The sequence below is a fragment of the Xenorhabdus bovienii genome, assembly GCF_024721015.1.
Classification (GTDB): domain Bacteria; phylum Pseudomonadota; class Gammaproteobacteria; order Enterobacterales; family Enterobacteriaceae; genus Xenorhabdus; species Xenorhabdus bovienii.
This window is the reverse complement of sequence record NZ_JANAIF010000052.1, coordinates 1-17,751: the sequence shown is the minus strand read 5'-3', so window position 1 is coordinate 17,751 and position 17,751 is coordinate 1. Positions and strand designations below refer to the sequence as shown.

General features: G+C 45.7%; 17 protein-coding genes. 16 read left to right on the top strand and 1 reads right to left on the bottom strand.

From position 1 onward, the window contains the following. Positions 1–2 precede the first annotated feature (2 nt). On the top strand, positions 3–1,460 hold the full coding sequence (gene viaA / locus NXS07_RS13590) for an ATPase RavA stimulator ViaA (RefSeq protein ID WP_258086926.1): 1,458 nt from the start codon (positions 3–5) through the stop codon (positions 1,458–1,460). A 33-nt stretch (positions 1,461–1,493) separates the two neighbouring features. On the opposite strand, the gene asnA is transcribed toward viaA, so the two are convergent. Further along, positions 1,494–2,486 carry an aspartate--ammonia ligase gene (gene asnA, locus NXS07_RS13585; protein WP_038194880.1) on the bottom strand — a complete coding sequence of 331 codons (993 nt, stop codon included), beginning with the start codon at positions 2,484–2,486 and terminating at the stop codon, positions 1,494–1,496. A gap of 165 nt (positions 2,487–2,651) precedes the next feature. Here asnA and asnC point away from each other — a divergent pair, with 165 nt between their 5' ends. The 15 genes from asnC (at position 2,652) to glmS (ending at position 17,549) form a co-directional block, all read left to right on the top strand. Then, a complete protein-coding gene (asnC, locus tag NXS07_RS13580; protein ID WP_012986661.1) occupies positions 2,652–3,113 on the top strand; it encodes a transcriptional regulator AsnC in 462 nt (153 codons plus the stop codon). A gap of 93 nt (positions 3,114–3,206) precedes the next feature. Next, positions 3,207–3,647, top strand: coding sequence for an FMN-binding protein MioC (gene mioC / locus NXS07_RS13575; protein WP_038208135.1), 441 nt, complete (start codon positions 3,207–3,209; stop codon positions 3,645–3,647). Between the two features lie 375 nt (positions 3,648–4,022). After that, positions 4,023–5,912: a tRNA uridine-5-carboxymethylaminomethyl(34) synthesis enzyme MnmG gene (gene mnmG, locus NXS07_RS13570; protein ID WP_258086925.1), complete on the top strand. Its 1,890-nt coding sequence runs from the start codon at positions 4,023–4,025 to the stop codon at positions 5,910–5,912. Between the two features lie 12 nt (positions 5,913–5,924). Continuing rightward, entirely contained in the window at positions 5,925–6,545 is a 621-nt protein-coding gene (rsmG, locus tag NXS07_RS13565) for a 16S rRNA (guanine(527)-N(7))-methyltransferase RsmG (RefSeq protein ID WP_258086924.1), read from the top strand. 610 nt (positions 6,546–7,155) lie between these two features. After that, a complete protein-coding gene (gene atpI / locus NXS07_RS13560) occupies positions 7,156–7,533 on the top strand; it encodes a F0F1 ATP synthase subunit I (protein WP_038208145.1) in 378 nt (125 codons plus the stop codon). Positions 7,534–7,564: 31 nt separating this feature from the next. Further along, positions 7,565–8,392, top strand: a complete 828-nt coding sequence (gene atpB / locus NXS07_RS13555; RefSeq protein WP_238125832.1) for a F0F1 ATP synthase subunit A — start codon at positions 7,565–7,567, stop codon at positions 8,390–8,392. Between the two features lie 50 nt (positions 8,393–8,442). Then, a complete protein-coding gene (gene atpE, locus NXS07_RS13550; protein WP_038180771.1) occupies positions 8,443–8,688 on the top strand; it encodes a F0F1 ATP synthase subunit C in 246 nt (81 codons plus the stop codon). A 54-nt stretch (positions 8,689–8,742) separates the two neighbouring features. After that, positions 8,743–9,213 (top strand): F0F1 ATP synthase subunit B, encoded by a 471-nt coding sequence (gene atpF, locus NXS07_RS13545; RefSeq protein WP_038194886.1) that lies wholly within the window; start codon positions 8,743–8,745, stop codon positions 9,211–9,213. A gap of 12 nt (positions 9,214–9,225) precedes the next feature. Further along, positions 9,226–9,759 (top strand): F0F1 ATP synthase subunit delta, encoded by a 534-nt coding sequence (gene atpH / locus NXS07_RS13540; protein ID WP_012986653.1) that lies wholly within the window; start codon positions 9,226–9,228, stop codon positions 9,757–9,759. 14 nt (positions 9,760–9,773) lie between these two features. Continuing rightward, positions 9,774–11,315 (top strand): F0F1 ATP synthase subunit alpha, encoded by a 1,542-nt coding sequence (atpA, locus tag NXS07_RS13535; protein WP_038194887.1) that lies wholly within the window; start codon positions 9,774–9,776, stop codon positions 11,313–11,315. Positions 11,316–11,374: 59 nt separating this feature from the next. Then, positions 11,375–12,238 carry a F0F1 ATP synthase subunit gamma gene (gene atpG / locus NXS07_RS13530; protein WP_038194899.1) on the top strand — a complete coding sequence of 288 codons (864 nt, stop codon included), beginning with the start codon at positions 11,375–11,377 and terminating at the stop codon, positions 12,236–12,238. Positions 12,239–12,272: 34 nt separating this feature from the next. Next, positions 12,273–13,655, top strand: a complete 1,383-nt coding sequence (gene atpD, locus NXS07_RS13525) for a F0F1 ATP synthase subunit beta (RefSeq protein ID WP_038180764.1) — start codon at positions 12,273–12,275, stop codon at positions 13,653–13,655. 21 nt (positions 13,656–13,676) lie between these two features. Next, complete coding sequence (locus NXS07_RS13520; protein WP_012986649.1) at positions 13,677–14,099, top strand: F0F1 ATP synthase subunit epsilon; 423 nt, start codon at positions 13,677–13,679, stop codon at positions 14,097–14,099. Between the two features lie 127 nt (positions 14,100–14,226). Then, a complete protein-coding gene (gene glmU / locus NXS07_RS13515) occupies positions 14,227–15,606 on the top strand; it encodes a bifunctional UDP-N-acetylglucosamine diphosphorylase/glucosamine-1-phosphate N-acetyltransferase GlmU (protein WP_038223435.1) in 1,380 nt (459 codons plus the stop codon). Positions 15,607–15,719: 113 nt separating this feature from the next. After that, complete coding sequence (gene glmS / locus NXS07_RS13510; RefSeq protein ID WP_038223434.1) at positions 15,720–17,549, top strand: glutamine--fructose-6-phosphate transaminase (isomerizing); 1,830 nt, start codon at positions 15,720–15,722, stop codon at positions 17,547–17,549. Positions 17,550–17,751 lie beyond the last annotated feature (202 nt).

The following is a 17,751-nucleotide window of genomic DNA, read 5'->3' as shown; positions in this document are numbered from 1 at the left end:
ACATGTTAACTCTGGCAACGCTCGATCTTTTACTCTCGATCAATGAAGGTGAACTGATCGAGGAGATCATTTTAGCACTGTTAAGTACCCCTCAATTGGCCATTTTTTTTGAAAAATTCCCTAGGTTCAAGCGCGCATTATTGAAAGATGTACCTGCATGGCAGCAAACACTACAACAAAGAATAAAAGATACACTCATTCCAGCCTCTCTAGCTGAAGAATTTCAGTTATACCAGCAATTACTAACGGCTAATACGACAGAATTTTATCAACAACTCTCTGATCTCGCAGAGAAGCTTGAACAGATCAAATCTCCTTTTACCCATGACGCCCACACATTGCGAGAAGCGTTATCTGAACACACCCACGCAGGACAAATCCTGTTTATTCAACGCTGGCGCACCAGCCTGATCCTGCAAGTAACAACCTTTCATAAGCAATTGCTGGAACAGGAAAAAGAACAATTATTGGCAGAGATCCAGAAACGATTGGTTCTTAGTGGCAATTTCGATCCGATATTCGATGAAAATGATCGCGCCGCAGGGCGATTGTGGGACATGAGCAAAGGCCGGCTTCACCTGACGTCGCACAATACCGCATTATTCACCCAATATGCTGAATTTCTCAGACAGCAGCCTGAACTGGAAAAACTGGCACAATTACTCGGCCGCAGCCAAGCGGCTAAATCAATTCCCGAAGATAGCGACACCCTTGAACCATTCACCCAGATAGAGCGAATGCCAGATACCGTGCCAGAGCAAGTCAGCGGTATCCAACAAGGTGACGATATCCTGAGACTTTTACCCACAGAACTGGCCATGCTGGGAATTGAAGATTTGGAGTACGAATTTTATCGGCGGCTGGTGGAGAAAAAGTTACTGACCTACCGCTTACAAGGAGACAACTGGCAGCCAAGAACCATATTGAAGCCGGTTACTCACCATGATCATGCAGAACAGCCCCGAGGACCATTTATTGTGTGCGTGGATACTTCCGGATCAATGGGCGGGTTCAACGAGCATTGTGCAAAAGCATTTTGTCTGGCACTGATGCGTATTGCTCTGGCAGATAATCGTCACTGCCACATCATATTATTTTCCACAGAACTCATACACTATGACTTAACGTCACAAGATGGGCTAACACAGGCGGTACATTTTTTGGGGCAAACTTTCAAAGGAGGAACCGATCTGGCATTCTGCCTGAATGCCATCATTGAGAAAATGCAAGAAAATATCTGGAAAGATGCCGACGCTGTTGTTATTTCAGATTTCATTGCCCAGCGGTTGCCAGACGTTCTAATCCATCAGATACAAAACCTGCAACAACGCCAACAACACCGCTTCCATGCAGTTTCCCTGTCCCATTATGGAAAGCCCGGTATCATGCGGATATTCGATCATATCTGGCGCTTTGATACCGGGATTACAAGCCGTTTACTGCGAAGATGGCGACACTGAGTCACTACTCTCGGATCCCTTCGCAGTCAATCCTTACAATACACCTTCAACAGATTCGATAATTTCGGGTGACCAGACACCACACTGAACCTGACCAATATGCGCCATTTGCAGCAGCAGCATCACCAAACGTGATTGACCAATGCCTCCACCGATGGATTGTGGCATATCACCTTTGACCAATGCCTGATGCCAGTCATATTGCAGTCGATCTTCATCACAAGTTAGCTCGAGCTGACGTTGCAGTGCTTCTGCATCAACACGGATACCCATTGACGAAATTTCAAAAGCATCTTGCAATACAGGGTTCCAGACAATAATGTCACCGTTCAGGCCGAAGAAGCCGTCGCTGTTTGGCGTTGTCCAGTCGTCATAATCCGGTGCGCGAACATCATGTGACTGACCATCAGATAACTTACCACCAATTCCCATCAAGAAAATCGCACCAAACTCTTTGGCGGCCTCACACTCACGACTTTTAGCATCCAGATCAGGGTAACGTTTCAGAAGCTCTTCACTGTGAAGAAAGTGAATTTGATCTGGCAGGAACGGTGCCAGACCAAATTCCTTACTTACTGCTTTTTGTGTTTCTTTTATCGCTTCGTAGATTTTACCTACTGTCTGTTTTAAATAACCGAGTGAGCGGTGACCTTCACCCATCACTTTTTCCCAATCCCACTGATCAACAAAGACAGAGTGGATAGGAGTCAGGCGATCCTCATCAGGACGCAGAGCCTTCATGTGGGTATACAATCCTTGTTCAGCTTGAAAACCAAAGCGACCTAATGTCTTGCGCTTCCATTTAGCTAGAGAATGAACCACCTCAAACGTTGCATCTGGCAATGTTTTAACTTTTACCTGTACCGCTTTTTCATGGCCAGACAAGTTGTCCTGAGTACCATCACCAAGACGGCTCAGAATGGGTCCCTGAACTTCGATTAAACCGAGTTGCTTCTCTAGCAGACGGGAAAAGTATGATTTCACAAAACTAATCTGCTGCTGTTTTTCAATAAAGGATGTTTTCATGGCGCTGCTCTCAAAATTTTTAGTGACTCTGTGTCCTATTGATATAGATTAAGCAACAGAATGAGGTATAAATTCAATATCTGATAATAAAAATATCGAGTAATATTTATAAACAATAATTTTTACACCATAAAAATGAATATCATTCAAAAATAGGGGTTAAAAATGGCAGAAATTTATCAGATCGATAATTTAGACCGTGACATTCTTCACGCTTTAATGGATAACGCACGGACACCTTATGCAGAATTAGCCAAAAAATTCGCCGTCAGCCCGGGTACAATTCATGTTCGAGTGGAAAAAATGAAGCAGGCAGGGATCATTACAGGCACTCGTGTTGATATCAGTGCCAAACAACTGGGGTTTGATGTGTGTTGCTTTATCGGCATCATTTTAAAAAGCGCCAAAGACTATCCGGCCGCATTGAAAAAACTCGACATGCTTGATGAAGTGGTTGAAGTCTATTACACCACAGGGCATTACAGCATTTTCACTAAAGTCATGTGCCGCTCCATTGAATCGCTTCAAGATGTACTTATCAACAAGATCCAGACAATCGATGAAATCCAGTCAACAGAAACCCTGATCTCCCTGCAAAACCCAATCATAAGAACAATCAAGCCTTGAAACAGGAAATGGTTTATAACCACATTATCCACAGGTAGATCCCAGTAGACTCACAGCGTACAATAGCCGCTCTTTAATTTAACAGGGATCATGATGAGCACAATAACCTTAATCAGCGGCAGCACAATGGGAAGTGCTGAATATGTTGCCGAACATATGGCGGAGATCTTAGAAAATCACGGGTTTTCAACTGAGGTCCTTCATGGTCCTTCACTGGATGATCTGCGCCTTGGTGGGCTATGGCTTGTGGTCACATCAACACATGGGGCAGGGGACTTACCCGAAAATCTTCGGCCTCTGGCAGACACGATCGCACAAGAACAGCCAGATCTAAGTAACGTGACATTTGGTTCGGTCGGTATTGGCAGTTCCGAATATGACATATTCTGTGGTGCCATCAAATCATTTGAGCATCTATTGAAAGATCGCGGAGCAAAAAGGATCGGGGATCGATTGGAAATAGACATCCAGAAGTATGAAATTCCCGAGGATCCAGCTGAAGATTGGGTTAAAGAATGGGCAAAGTTACTCTGATCCGATTAAAAATATAACGATCAACTGTGGATAACTTATCTGAAAAGCAGGGATTAACCCGTAGTTATCCATTTAATAACTCAGTTTCAATTTAACACCTGTGTATAACTACGCATTTAGATCCCAGCTTATACTGAATTGGATCACGGATCATTCACAGCAAATGATCCTTTACAGCGTCATGATCTTTCTATAGAAAAATCACTTATCCACAGATGATCGCGATCCTAATAACAGATCTAATAAAGAGATCTTTAAATAAAAAAGATCTTCTTTTAATTAACGGCGATCAAACTTACTTGGTCTAACGTCTAAACTTGAGTAGAATCCCCTCCCTAATGCATATCAAGCATTCTCACAATTGAAGGTTCGCACATGTTTTATCCAGAGCACTTTGACGTCATCATTATCGGCGGTGGTCACGCCGGTACCGAAGCAGCAATAGCTACTGCACGTATGGGACGTCAAACCTTATTACTGACTCACAATATTGATACTTTGGGCCAGATGTCATGTAATCCAGCCATTGGTGGGATCGGTAAAGGGCATCTGGTAAAAGAGATCGATGCACTTGGTGGCCTAATGGCTCAAGCAACTGATCAAGCCGGTATTCAATTCAGAACACTGAATGCCAGCAAAGGTCCAGCAGTTCGGGCAACGCGAGCACAGGCAGATCGAGTACTTTACCGACAAGCCGTAAGAACCGCATTGGAAAACCAACCTAACTTGATGATCTTCCAGCAGTCGGTTGAAGATCTCATCGTTGAAAACAACACCATCACAGGCGTTGTTACACGTATGGGATTAAAATTTAAGGCAAAATCAGTTGTACTGACTGTAGGTACTTTCCTTGATGGAAAAATTCACATCGGGCTGGAAAACTACAGTGGTGGACGTGCCGGAGATCCTCCTGCGATCGCATTATCCCATCGTCTGCGTGAATTGCCTTTACGCGTAGCTCGCCTGAAAACGGGAACACCTCCCCGCATTGATGCACGAACCATTGATTTTAGCCAGCTTGAGCAACAGTTGGGTGATAACCCGATACCCGTATTCTCATTCATGGGCAACGTAGATCAACACCCACGACAGATCCCTTGCTATATCACACATACCAATGAAAAAACCCATGAAGTGATCCGTAATAATTTGGATCGTAGCCCGATGTATGCGGGGATCATCGAAGGGATCGGACCACGTTACTGCCCTTCCATCGAAGACAAAGTCATGCGTTTTGCGGATCGTAACGCTCATCAGATCTTCCTTGAACCAGAAGGCCTCACCAGTAACGAAATCTATCCGAACGGCATTTCAACCAGTCTGCCATTTGACGTGCAGATGCAGATCGTTCACTCCATGAAGGGTATGGAAAACGCCCGTATCGTTCGCCCTGGTTATGCGATCGAATACGACTTTTTTGATCCACGTGATTTAAAACAGACACTGGAAAGCAAATTTATCAATGGTCTGTTCTTTGCTGGTCAAATCAACGGCACTACAGGATACGAAGAAGCGGCAGCACAAGGATTACTGGCAGGTTTGAATGCCGCACGTTATGCCGCAGATGAAAACGGCTGGTTCCCTCGCCGTGATCAAGCCTATATCGGTGTATTGGTTGATGACTTGTGCACATTGGGTACGAAAGAGCCTTACCGCATGTTTACGTCGCGCGCAGAATATCGTTTGATGCTGCGTGAAGACAATGCGGATCTCCGTTTAACGGGAAAAGGCCGTGAATTAGGCTTGGTTGATGATCAACGTTGGGAGCACTATTGCCGCAAAGTTGAGATGATTGAACAAGAACGCCAGCGCTTACGAAATATCTGGGTACACCCGCATTCTGATAGCTTGGATGAAATCAACCAAATGCTGAAGGCACCACTGTCAAAAGAAGCCAATGGTGAAGATTTACTGCGTCGCCCTGAAATGAATTATGAACTGCTGACATCACTGCCACGTTTTACTCCGGGGCTGACAGAACCTCAAGCAGCAGATCAAGTTGAAATTCAAGTGAAGTACGAAGGCTATATCGCCCGCCAGCAAGAAGAGATCGAAAAACAATTACGTAATGAAAATGCCGCTTTGCCACTCGATCTGGATTACAAACAAGTCAACGGGCTTTCCAATGAAGTTATTGCAAAACTGAATGATCATAAACCAAGTTCAATTGGTCAGGCCTCGCGTATTTCTGGTATTACTCCAGCAGCTATTTCCATTTTGCTGGTATGGTTGAAAAAACAAGGTTTATTACGTCGTAGCGCCTAAGAGGACGAAGTTTTGCTTAACAAATTGGAATCGCTGCTGGCGAAAACAAACATTGTGTTATCGCTAGCACAAAAACAACAGCTTGTCGCTTACGTTGATATGCTCAACAAATGGAACAAGGCTTATAACTTGACATCTGTCCGTGCCCCCGAACAAATGCTGGTTCGGCATATCATGGACAGCATAGTTGTTAATCCTTTTCTTCACGGAACGCGATTTATTGATGTGGGAACAGGGCCTGGCTTGCCGGGCATCCCGTTGGCAATTGTACGGCCTGATTCTCATTTCACTCTGTTGGACAGTTTAGGAAAACGAGTTCGCTTCTTACGTCAAGTTCAGCATGAATTGGGCTTGGGCAATATTGATCCCGTACAGAGTCGGGTTGAAGAATTTATTCCTGAACCTCCTTTTGATGGGGTGATCAGCCGTGCATTTGCTTCTCTGCAAGACATGCTGTCATGGTGTCGTCATCTTCCTAAACCCGCAGAAGGGCGTTTTTATGCTCTGAAAGGTGTGCTGCCGGAAAATGAGTTGACTCAACTGCCTTCAGGAATAACGCTTGATACGGTGGTTTCTCTGCAAGTTCCTGAGTTAGATGGGGAGCGTCATTTGGTCGTACTTAAATCAAACTAACTTTGTTGTTTGTCAATAAAATTCTAAATAATTAGTGACGTTAACCACATTTATAATGTTACGGACGTTACTAATTATTACTTTTGGTTGTTTTAACTTTATTTACTAACAGATCACATAAAAATAACCTTCATTTTATTTTGGTATAAACTTTCTTTTCGAAAAAGGTTATCAATTTCCTTTATAAATAAATTTTAGAGAAAGAGAACAAAATAAACATTTAACATTTTTTAGTGATATATTAGATAAATCTTTATGACACTAATATTAATTAGTTGATTTTAATTGAAAAAAATAAATGATTTTTATCACATATTTAATGATAAATATAACTAATGCTTTTGGTCGAATGTGATATACATCACGTTTAATTTTTCAGTCATACCATTAATCGTTGCAGAATATTAAATGGTATTTGTGAGCAATCTACCATCAAAGTTAGAAATTTAAATAATTATTCACTTTTTCGCTACTTATGGATTGAATTCATTTTGGCTGCCCGTATAATTTGCACGTTTTTGTCACTTGACACTCTTAAACAAAGACAGTTTTATACAGCATTCAGCAAAGCCTGATATGTGATGGTGTACTTCGGGAGAAAACAAAAGTCATGTCTGTATCCCTTTACAGCGGTAGAATTGCACTGAAACTGTTACTTTTGCAGTTAATGACTTTTGTTATTCTCAGTGTGGCTTTTTGTACCAGAAGTATCGAATGGGGCGCTTCTGCTTTTGCCGGTGGGTTGGCGTGCTGGCTGCCAAATGCCATTTTTATGCTGCTAACCCGCTTCCAAAAAGCAAAAGAAGAAGATGTACCAGTACGCATTGCATGGTTCTTCGCTATTGGCGAAGTGGCTAAGGTTATCATTACGATAGCTGTGCTGATAGTTGCCTTGGGAGTGTTTAAGGCGGCATTTGCACCACTTGGTGTAGCCTATTTAGCGGTGCTGATTGTGCAGATCATCGCACCTGCCGTAATGAACGGTTAGCATTTTTAACAATAAAAGGGTAAAAAGCATCATGTCTGCATCAGGAGAAGTTTTAACTTCGCAGGAGTACATAAGTCATCACCTGAAGCACCTTCAGTTAGACTTGCGTACCTTTGAGTTGGTCAATCCCCACGCTAGTGGTTATGAGACGACGTTCTGGACGTTGAACATTGACTCGCTTTTTTTCTCCGTCATATTAGGAATATTGTTTCTGTTTGTATTCCGGAGAGTTGCGGTTCGCGCTACTGATGGCGTGCCGGGTAAGCTCCAGACTGCAGTAGAAATGGTTTTTGGTTTCGTTGATAACACTGTGCGTGATATGTATCACGGTAAGAGCAAAGTGATAGCTCCTCTGGCTTTGACTGTGTTCGTCTGGGTGTTATTAATGAACGGATTGGACTTGCTGCCAATCGATTTAATTCCTTTGATCGGTGAACGCTATTTCGGCCTACCTGCTCTGCGTATTGTTCCAACAGCAGATGTCAGTGTCACTCTGTCGATGGCGCTCGGTGTCTTTGTTCTCATCCTGTTCTACAGCATTAAGATGAAAGGAATTCGTGGTTTTGCGAAGGAGCTGACATTACAGCCTTTCAATCACCCACTGTTTATTCCAATTAACTTAATTCTGGAAGGGGTCAGCTTACTATCTAAACCTATATCACTCGCTCTGCGACTGTTTGGTAATATGTATGCTGGCGAATTGATCTTTATTCTTATTGCGGCTCTTTTACCGTTTTGGTCACAGTGGTTACTCAGCCTGCCATGGGCGATTTTCCACATACTGATTATCACGTTACAAGCCTTTATCTTCATGGTTCTGACGGTTGTTTATCTGTCGATGGCATCTGAAGAACATTAATTTCTATCAATCAATAATCGTGTTTTAACTGAAACAAACTGGAGACTGTCATGGAAAACCTGAATATGGATCTGCTGTACATGGCTGCCGCTATTCTGATGGGTCTGGCTGCTATTGGTGCTGCGATCGGTATCGGCATCCTCGGAGGTAAATTCTTGGAAGGCGCTGCTCGTCAGCCTGATCTGATTCCTCTGCTGCGTACACAGTTCTTTATCGTTATGGGTCTGGTTGACGCCATCCCTATGATCGCTGTGGGCCTGGGCTTATTTATGATGTTCGCTGTCGGCGGTAAGTAAGTAGCAGAACTGAAGATTAAGCCAATTCATTAATTGAAATAGAGGTATTGTGCTTTGAATATTAACGCAACAATCCTCGGCCAGGCCATCGCGTTTGTCCTGTTTGTTTTGTTCTGTATGAAGTATGTATGGCCACCAATTATGGCGGCCATTGAAAAGCGTCAGAAAGAAATTACTGACGGTTTGGCTTCAGCAGAACGTGCTAAAAAGAACCTGGACTTAGCGCAAGCCAATGCGACCGACCAACTGAAAAAAGCGAAAGCTGATGCGCAAGCTATCATTGAGCAGGCTAATAAACAAAAAGCCCAAATTATTGATGATGCCAAAACAGAAGCTGAGCTGGAACGTAACAAAATTGTAGCGCAGGCTCAGGCTGAAATTAATGCTGAACGCAAACGCGCTCGTGAAGAGTTACGTAAACAGGTTGCGATGCTGGCTATCGCAGGTGCCGAGAAAATCATCGAACGTTCCGTGGATGAAGCTGCTAACAGCGACATCGTTGATAAACTGGTCGCTGAACTGTAAGGAGGGAGGGGCATGTCTGAATTTGCTACGGTAGCTCGCCCCTACGCCAAAGCAGCTTTTGACTTTGCTGTAGAGCACCAATCTCTCGAACATTGGCAGAACATGCTGGCGTTCGTTGCTGAGGTTACTCGCAATGAGCAGGTTGGTGAGCTGCTTTCCGGTTCATTGGCACCGGAAACGTTAGCCAATACCTTCATCACCCTTTGTGGTGAGCAGGTAGATGAGCATGCTCAGAACTTTATTCGTGTAATGGCAGAAAATGGTCGCTTGCTGGTACTGCCAGAAGTCTTCCAGCAATTTACCCAATTGCGTGCGTCACTTGAATCAACCATCAATGTTGAAGTGATTTCTGCGTCTGAATTGAATGAGCAGCAGCAGGCTAAAATTTCTGCGGCGATGGAAAAACGTCTGTCACGCAAAGTGAAGCTGAATTGCAAAATTGACAAGTCTGTTATCGCCGGTGTGGTTATCCGCGCAGGTGATATGGTGATCGATGGCAGCATTCGCGGCCGTCTGGATCGTTTAACAGACGTCTTGCAGTCTTAAGGGGACTGGAGCATATGCAACTGAATTCCACCGAAATCAGCGAACTGATCAAACAGCGTATTGCTCAGTTCAATGTCGTGAGCGAAGCTCACAATGAAGGTACGATTGTTTCCGTTAACGACGGTATCATTCGTATCCACGGTTTAGCCGATGTCATGCAGGGTGAAATGATTTCTCTGCCTGGCAACCGTTACGCAATTGCACTGAACCTGGAGCGCGACTCTGTGGGTGCGGTTGTGATGGGTCCGTATGCTGACCTAGCCGAAGGCATGAAAGTCAAATGTACTGGCCGTATTCTGGAAGTACCTGTTGGTCGTGGTCTGCTCGGTCGTGTTGTTAACACACTGGGTGAGCCAATCGATGGCAAAGGCGCTCTTGAGAATGATGGTTTCTCTCCTGTTGAAGTTATTGCTCCGGGTGTTATTGACCGTCAGTCCGTTGACCAGCCTGTCCAGACAGGTTACAAATCCGTTGATGCCATGATCCCAATTGGCCGTGGTCAGCGTGAGCTGGTTATCGGTGACCGTCAGACGGGTAAAACCGCTCTGGCTATTGATGCGATCATCAACCAACGTGATTCTGGTATCAAATGTATCTATGTTGCAATTGGTCAGAAAGCATCTACCATTTCCAACGTAGTTCGTAAACTGGAAGAGCACAACGCTCTGGCCAATACGATTGTCGTTGTTGCATCCGCTTCTGAATCTGCGGCTCTGCAATATCTGGCACCTTATTCTGGCTGTGCGATGGGTGAATACTTCCGTGATCGCGGCGAAGATGCTCTGATTGTTTACGATGACCTGTCTAAACAGGCTGTTGCTTACCGTCAGGTTTCTCTGTTGCTGCGTCGTCCACCTGGACGTGAAGCATTCCCTGGTGACGTTTTCTATCTGCACTCCCGTCTGCTGGAGCGTGCAGCGCGTGTTAACGCTGATTATGTGGAAAAATTCACCAACGGCGAAGTGAAAGGTAAAACGGGTTCTCTGACTGCATTGCCAATCATTGAAACTCAGGCAGGTGACGTTTCTGCGTTCGTACCAACAAACGTTATCTCCATTACCGATGGTCAGATCTTCCTTGAATCTGCTCTGTTCAACGCAGGTATCCGTCCGGCGGTTAACCCAGGGATCTCCGTATCCCGTGTAGGTGGTGCTGCTCAGACTAAGATTATCAAGAAACTGTCTGGTGGTATCCGTACCGCTCTGGCTCAGTACCGTGAATTGGCTGCATTCTCCCAGTTTGCTTCTGATCTGGATGATGCAACTCGCAAGCAGTTGGATCATGGTCAGAAAGTCACTGAGCTGTTGAAACAGAAACAGTATCAGCCAATGTCCGTTGCACAGCAGGCTCTGTCCCTGTTTGCGGCTGAACGTGGCTATCTGGAAGATGTCGAAATCGCGAAAGTGGTCAGTTTCGAATCTGCGCTGTTAGCTTATGCTAACCGTGAACATGCTGATCTTCTCAAAGAGATTGACCAGTCTGGTGACTACAACGGAGAGATCGAAGCGAAGCTGACAGCTCTGTTGGATTCCTTCAAGGCGACTCAGTCCTGGTAACACTATTCGGCCCAGTTTGATTAAACTTGGGCCGTCTGGTTGAATTCGGAGAAGCAGATATGGCCGGCGCAAAAGAGATACGTACCAAAATCGCCAGTGTGCAGAACACGCAAAAAATCACTAAAGCGATGGAGATGGTCGCCGCGTCCAAAATGCGTAAAACGCAGGATCGCATGGCGGCCAGTCGTCCTTATGCAGAAACCATTCGCAGCGTGATTGGACACCTTGCGTTAGGTAATCTGGAGTACAGACATCCATACCTTGACGAGCGCGAAGTTAAGCGTGTTGGGTATTTGGTTGTTTCGACAGATCGTGGTTTATGTGGCGGTTTGAACATTAACTTGTTCAAAAAATTGCTGATAGAAATGAAAGGCTGGTCTGATAAAGGCGTTCAAGTTGATTTAGCGCTTGTTGGGTCGAAAGCGGTTTCTTTCTTTTCTTCTGTTGGAGGCAACATTGTTGCCCAAGTAACAGGGATGGGAGATAACCCATCATTGTCCGAGCTGATCGGGCCAGTCAACGTCATGATGCAAGCATATGACGCAGGGCGTCTGGATAAATTGTATATAGTGACAAACAGATTCATCAATACAATGTCTCAGGTTCCGACAATGACTCAGTTATTGCCTCTGCCAGCCGGAGACGATGAAACACTGAAGAAGAAATCCTGGGATTATCTGTATGAACCTGATCCTAAGGCGTTGTTGGATACCCTGCTGCGCCGCTATATAGAATCACAAGTTTATCAGGGCGTCGTTGAAAACCTGGCTAGTGAACAGGCCGCACGAATGGTAGCGATGAAAGCCGCGACCGATAACGGTGGCAACCTGATCAAAGAGTTGCAGTTGGTTTACAACAAGGCTCGTCAGGCCAGCATCACTCAGGAACTCACCGAAATCGTTTCGGGTGCTTCTGCGGTTTAACAGCTAGGTTTACGAATTACGTAGAGGATTCAAGATGGCTACTGGAAAGATTATCCAGGTAATCGGCGCCGTGGTGGACGTCGAATTCCCTCAAGACAGCGTACCAAAGGTATACAATGCTCTTGAGGTTAAAAACAGTGAAGAAAAACTGGTGCTGGAAGTTCAGCAGCAGCTGGGCGGTGGTATCGTTCGCTGTATCGCAATGGGTACCTCTGATGGCCTGCGCCGTGGTTTGGACGCGATTGATTTAGGGCACCCAATTGAAGTTCCGGTGGGTAAAGCGACACTGGGCCGTATCATGAACGTATTGGGTGATCCAATCGACATGAAAGGTGAGATTGGCGAAGAAGAGCGCTGGTCGATTCACCGTACAGCACCAAGCTATGAAGAGTTGTCCAGCTCTCAGGAACTGCTGGAAACCGGTATCAAGGTTATGGACTTGATCTGCCCATTTGCTAAGGGTGGTAAAGTTGGTCTGTTCGGTGGTGCGGGTGTAGGTAAAACCGTCAACATGATGGAACTGATCCGTAACATCGCTATCGAACACTCCGGTTACTCTGTATTTGCCGGTGTGGGTGAACGTACCCGTGAAGGTAACGACTTCTATCATGAAATGACCGATTCAAACGTACTGGATAAAGTATCTCTGGTATATGGTCAGATGAATGAGCCACCAGGAAACCGTCTGCGTGTAGCACTGACGGGTCTGACTATGGCTGAGAAATTCCGTGATGAAGGCCGTGACGTTCTGTTGTTCGTCGATAACATTTACCGTTATACCCTGGCAGGAACAGAAGTATCTGCCCTGTTGGGTCGTATGCCATCTGCGGTAGGTTATCAGCCGACACTGGCGGAAGAGATGGGCGTTCTTCAGGAACGTATCACTTCAACCAAAACGGGCTCCATCACTTCCGTACAGGCGGTTTACGTCCCTGCGGATGACTTGACTGACCCATCACCAGCGACAACCTTTGCTCACTTGGATGCAACCGTCGTATTGAGCCGTCAGATTGCTTCACTGGGTATTTACCCGGCGGTTGATCCACTGGATTCAACCAGTCGTCAGCTTGACCCATTGGTTGTTGGTCAGGAGCACTATGATGTGGCGCGTGGTGTACAGTCTATCCTGCAGCGTTATCAGGAACTGAAAGACATCATCGCGATTCTGGGTATGGATGAACTGTCTGAAGAAGATAAACTGGTTGTGGCACGTGCCCGTAAGATCCAGCGCTTCTTGTCTCAGCCATTCTTCGTTGCAGAAGTCTTCACTGGCTCACCAGGTAAGTTCGTCTCTCTGAAAGAAACCATTCGTGGCTTTAAGGGCATCCTGGACGGTGATTATGACCACCTGCCAGAACAGGCGTTCTACATGGTTGGTACCATCGACGAAGCTGTAGAAAAAGCGAAGAAGATGTAATACGGCTGACGGGAGGTTGATATGGCTGCAATGACGTTCTTCCTGAACGTAGTCAGCGCTGAAAAACGATTGTTTGAAGGGCTGGTACAAAAAATTCAGGTGACTGGCAGTGAAGGTGAGTTGGGTATTTATCCTCAGCACACACCACTGCTTACTGCCATAAAACCGGGCATGATACGTATTGTTAAGCAGTTTGGTGAAGAAGAATTTATCTACCTGTCCGGTGGAGTTCTTGAAGTTCAGCCAAACGGCGTTATCGTACTGGCCGATACAGCGATCCGTGGTAAGGATTTGGACGAAGCCAAGGCGCTTGAAGCGAAGCGCGAGGCTGAAGAACACGTTCGTAATTCTCACGGCGATGTTGATTATGCTCAGGCATCTGCTGAATTGTCGAAAGCGATTGCAAAACTTCGTGTAATCGAACTGACAAAACAACGGATGTAATATAGGCAGTAAGATAAAAAGCCAGTTGGTGAAAGCTAACTGGCTTTTTTGCATTGCGAAATATGTAGCAATTTATTTTGCAAACAGGTTTACTTTCATACTTAAAATTGGAGCTGTCAGGTTTATTATGTCTATTAGTGCAAATAGCGCAAAAAGTGTCGTGATCCTTGCCGCTGGCAAAGGCACGCGCATGTATTCTGCTCTCCCCAAGGTTCTGCACTCGCTGGCCGGTAAACCGATGGTTCAGCATGTCATTGACACCGCAATGGCGTTGGGCACCCAAAATGTTCATTTGGTCTATGGGCATGGTGGTGATCTGATGAAGCAGACTCTCTCCAATCAAAACCTTAACTGGGTACTACAGGCGGAACAGCTTGGAACTGGCCATGCAATGCAGCAGGCAGCGCCACATTTTGCAGATGATGAAGACATTCTGATGCTCTATGGCGATGTTCCTTTGATCGCTCAAGACACATTAGAGCGTCTGGTGGAAATCAAACCTGAAGGCGGTATTGGCTTATTGACTGCTATTTTGAATAATCCTGCCGGATATGGCCGTATCATTCGTGAAAATGGTGAAGTGACCGGGATTATCGAACAGAAAGATGCGACTGACGAGCAGCGTAAAATCAACGAAATCAACACCGGTATTTTGGTGGCAAATGGCGGTGATTTGAAGCGTTGGTTATCTCAGCTGGATAACAACAACGCTCAGGGTGAATACTATATTACCGATATTATTGCTTTGGCTCACAAAGAAGGGCGCCAAGTCAAGGCTGTTCATCCGAGCCGTTTAAGTGAGATGGAAGGGGTTAACAATCGCCTTCAGCTTTCCGCACTGGAACGTATTTACCAATCAGAGCAAGCAGAAAAATTATTGCTGGCAGGTGTAATGCTGTTGGATCCTGCCCGGTTCGATCTTCGCGGTACATTAGAACATGGCCGTGATGTGGTTATCGATACCAATGTCATTATCGAAGGTCATGTTGCATTGGGAAATAACGTGCATATTGGATCTGGCTGCATTTTGAAAAATTGCGCCATCGGTGATGGCACGGTCATCAGCCCTTATACTGTGATCGAAAATTCTGAAATTGCTACCGAATGTACGGTTGGGCCTTTTGCTCGTTTACGTCCGGGGTCTAAACTGGCGGAAAAAGCGCATGTTGGCAATTTTGTGGAAATGAAAAAAACCTCCCTTGGTAAAGGTTCCAAGGCGGGTCACCTGACGTATCTTGGCGATTCTGAAATCGGCAATAATGTGAATATTGGTGCGGGAACGATCACTTGTAATTACGATGGTGCCAATAAATTTAAAACTATCATCGGTGATGACGTGTTTGTGGGTTCCGATACCCAGCTTGTCGCACCGGTCACAGTAGCTAAAGGCGCGACCATTGGCGCAGGCACCACAGTAACAAAAAACGTCGCTGAAAATGAGCTGGTCATCAGCCGCGTGAAACAAACGCATATTCAGGACTGGCAACGTCCTGTTAAGAAAAAATAAATATAAAAATAATCCCCACTTCTACAAAGCTCGGGGACCGGCAAAGCCGGAACACAATCAGGTTAGCGACATAAAAGGGGCTTTTATCAGCCCTGTTTTTAGGAATAAAACACATGTGTGGAATTGTTGGAGCAGTAGCACAACGTGATATTGCAGAAATACTGATCGAAGGTCTTCGTCGCCTGGAATACCGTGGTTATGACTCAGCCGGTCTAGCTGTGGTTGACAGTGAAAACCGTATGACCTGTCTGCGTGAAGTCGGCAAAGTACAGGTGCTGGCTGATGAAGCAGATAAACAGCTTGTCATTGGTGGTACGGGGATCGCTCATACTCGTTGGGCGACGCACGGTGAGCCGAATGAGCGCAATGCCCATCCTCATGTTTCTGAACATATTGCGGTTGTACATAACGGCATTATTGAAAACCATGAAGAACTGCGCGAATTATTAAAAGAGCGCGGTTATACCTTCTTTTCTGATACAGATACCGAAACTATCGCCCATCTTATCCACTGGGAACAGAAACAGGGGGGATCACTGCTGGAAGTGGTTCAGCGTGTGATCCCACAGTTACGTGGCGCTTATGGCACCGTAATTATGGACAGCCGTCACCCTGATGTGCTGGTGGCCGCTCGTTCTGGCAGCCCGCTGGTGATTGGCCTTGGCGTTGGTGAAAACTTCCTCGCATCTGATCAACTGGCGCTATTGCCGGTGACCCGTCGCTTTATCTATCTGGAAGAGGGTGACATCGTTGAGATCACCCGTCGTACCGTTCGCATCTTTGATGTCACAGGTGCAGCCGTTGAGCGCGAGCAGATTGAATCCAACGTTCAGTATGATGCAGGTGACAAAGGTATTTACCGTCACTACATGCAAAAAGAGATCTACGAACAACCGATGGCAATTAAGAGCACGCTGGAAGGGCGTTTAAGTCATGGTCAGATAGATCTGTCAGAGCTGGGCGCTAATGCTGCGGAATTACTGTCTCAGGTTGAACACATTCAAATCGTTGCCTGCGGTACGTCTTACAATGCGGGCATGGTTTCACGCTACTGGTTTGAATCTTTGGCAGGTATTCCCTGTGATGTGGAAATCGCCTCTGAATTCCGTTACCGCAAGCCAGCACGTCGTAAGGGAAGTTTACTGATCACTCTGTCTCAGTCTGGTGAAACGGCTGATACTTTGGCTGCACTGCGTTTATCCAAAGAACTGGGTTATTTGACTTCGCTGGTCATCTGTAACGTTGCCGGCTCCTCTCTGGTACGTGAATCAGACTTTGCCCTGATGACCAAAGCAGGAGCAGAAATCGGCGTTGCATCTACCAAAGCATTTACCACCCAGCTGACCGTATTATTGATGCTGGTGGCTTACATGGGGCGCCTGAAAGGTGCTGACGCAGCATTAGAACAAGATGTTGTTCACGCACTGCAAGCATTGCCAAGCCGCATTGAAAGCATGTTGTCTAAAGACAAAGTCATTGAAGCACTGGCAGAAGATTTCTCTGAGAAACATCACGCCCTGTTCCTTGGCCGTGGCGATCAATACCCGATCGCGGTTGAAGGCGCACTGAAACTGAAAGAGATCTCTTACATTCACGCGGAAGCCTATGCTGCCGGTGAATTGAAACATGGCCCGTTGGCATTGATCGATGCGGATATGCCAGTGATCATTGTTGCACCAAACAATGAACTGCTGGAAAAACTGAAATCTAACATCGAAGAAGTCCGCGCCCGTGGCGGCCAGTTGTATGTGTTCGCTGATCAGGATGCAGGTTTTACCAACAGCGAAAATATGAAGATCATCTCTTTGCCACACGTGGAAGATCTGATCGCGCCGATCTTCTATACCGTACCACTGCAATTACTGTCTTACCACGTTGCCTTGATCAAGGGAACGGATGTTGATCAGCCGCGTAACTTGGCGAAGTCAGTGACCGTAGAGTAAATGGTGTCGTAGTACGCTGTTAATGTAGGCGTACAACACGGTTTGCAACCGCGATATTAAAGTTTCAAACTTTCTAAATCCGGTTATGCTGATTAAAAGCTGACCGGATTTTTTTATGGTGAAATCTATACGCAATTAACTTGAAGAGGCGGGTTTTAAAATCTGGAAGTTATCAGTCAACCGAGTGGTGAGCTCTTTCGCT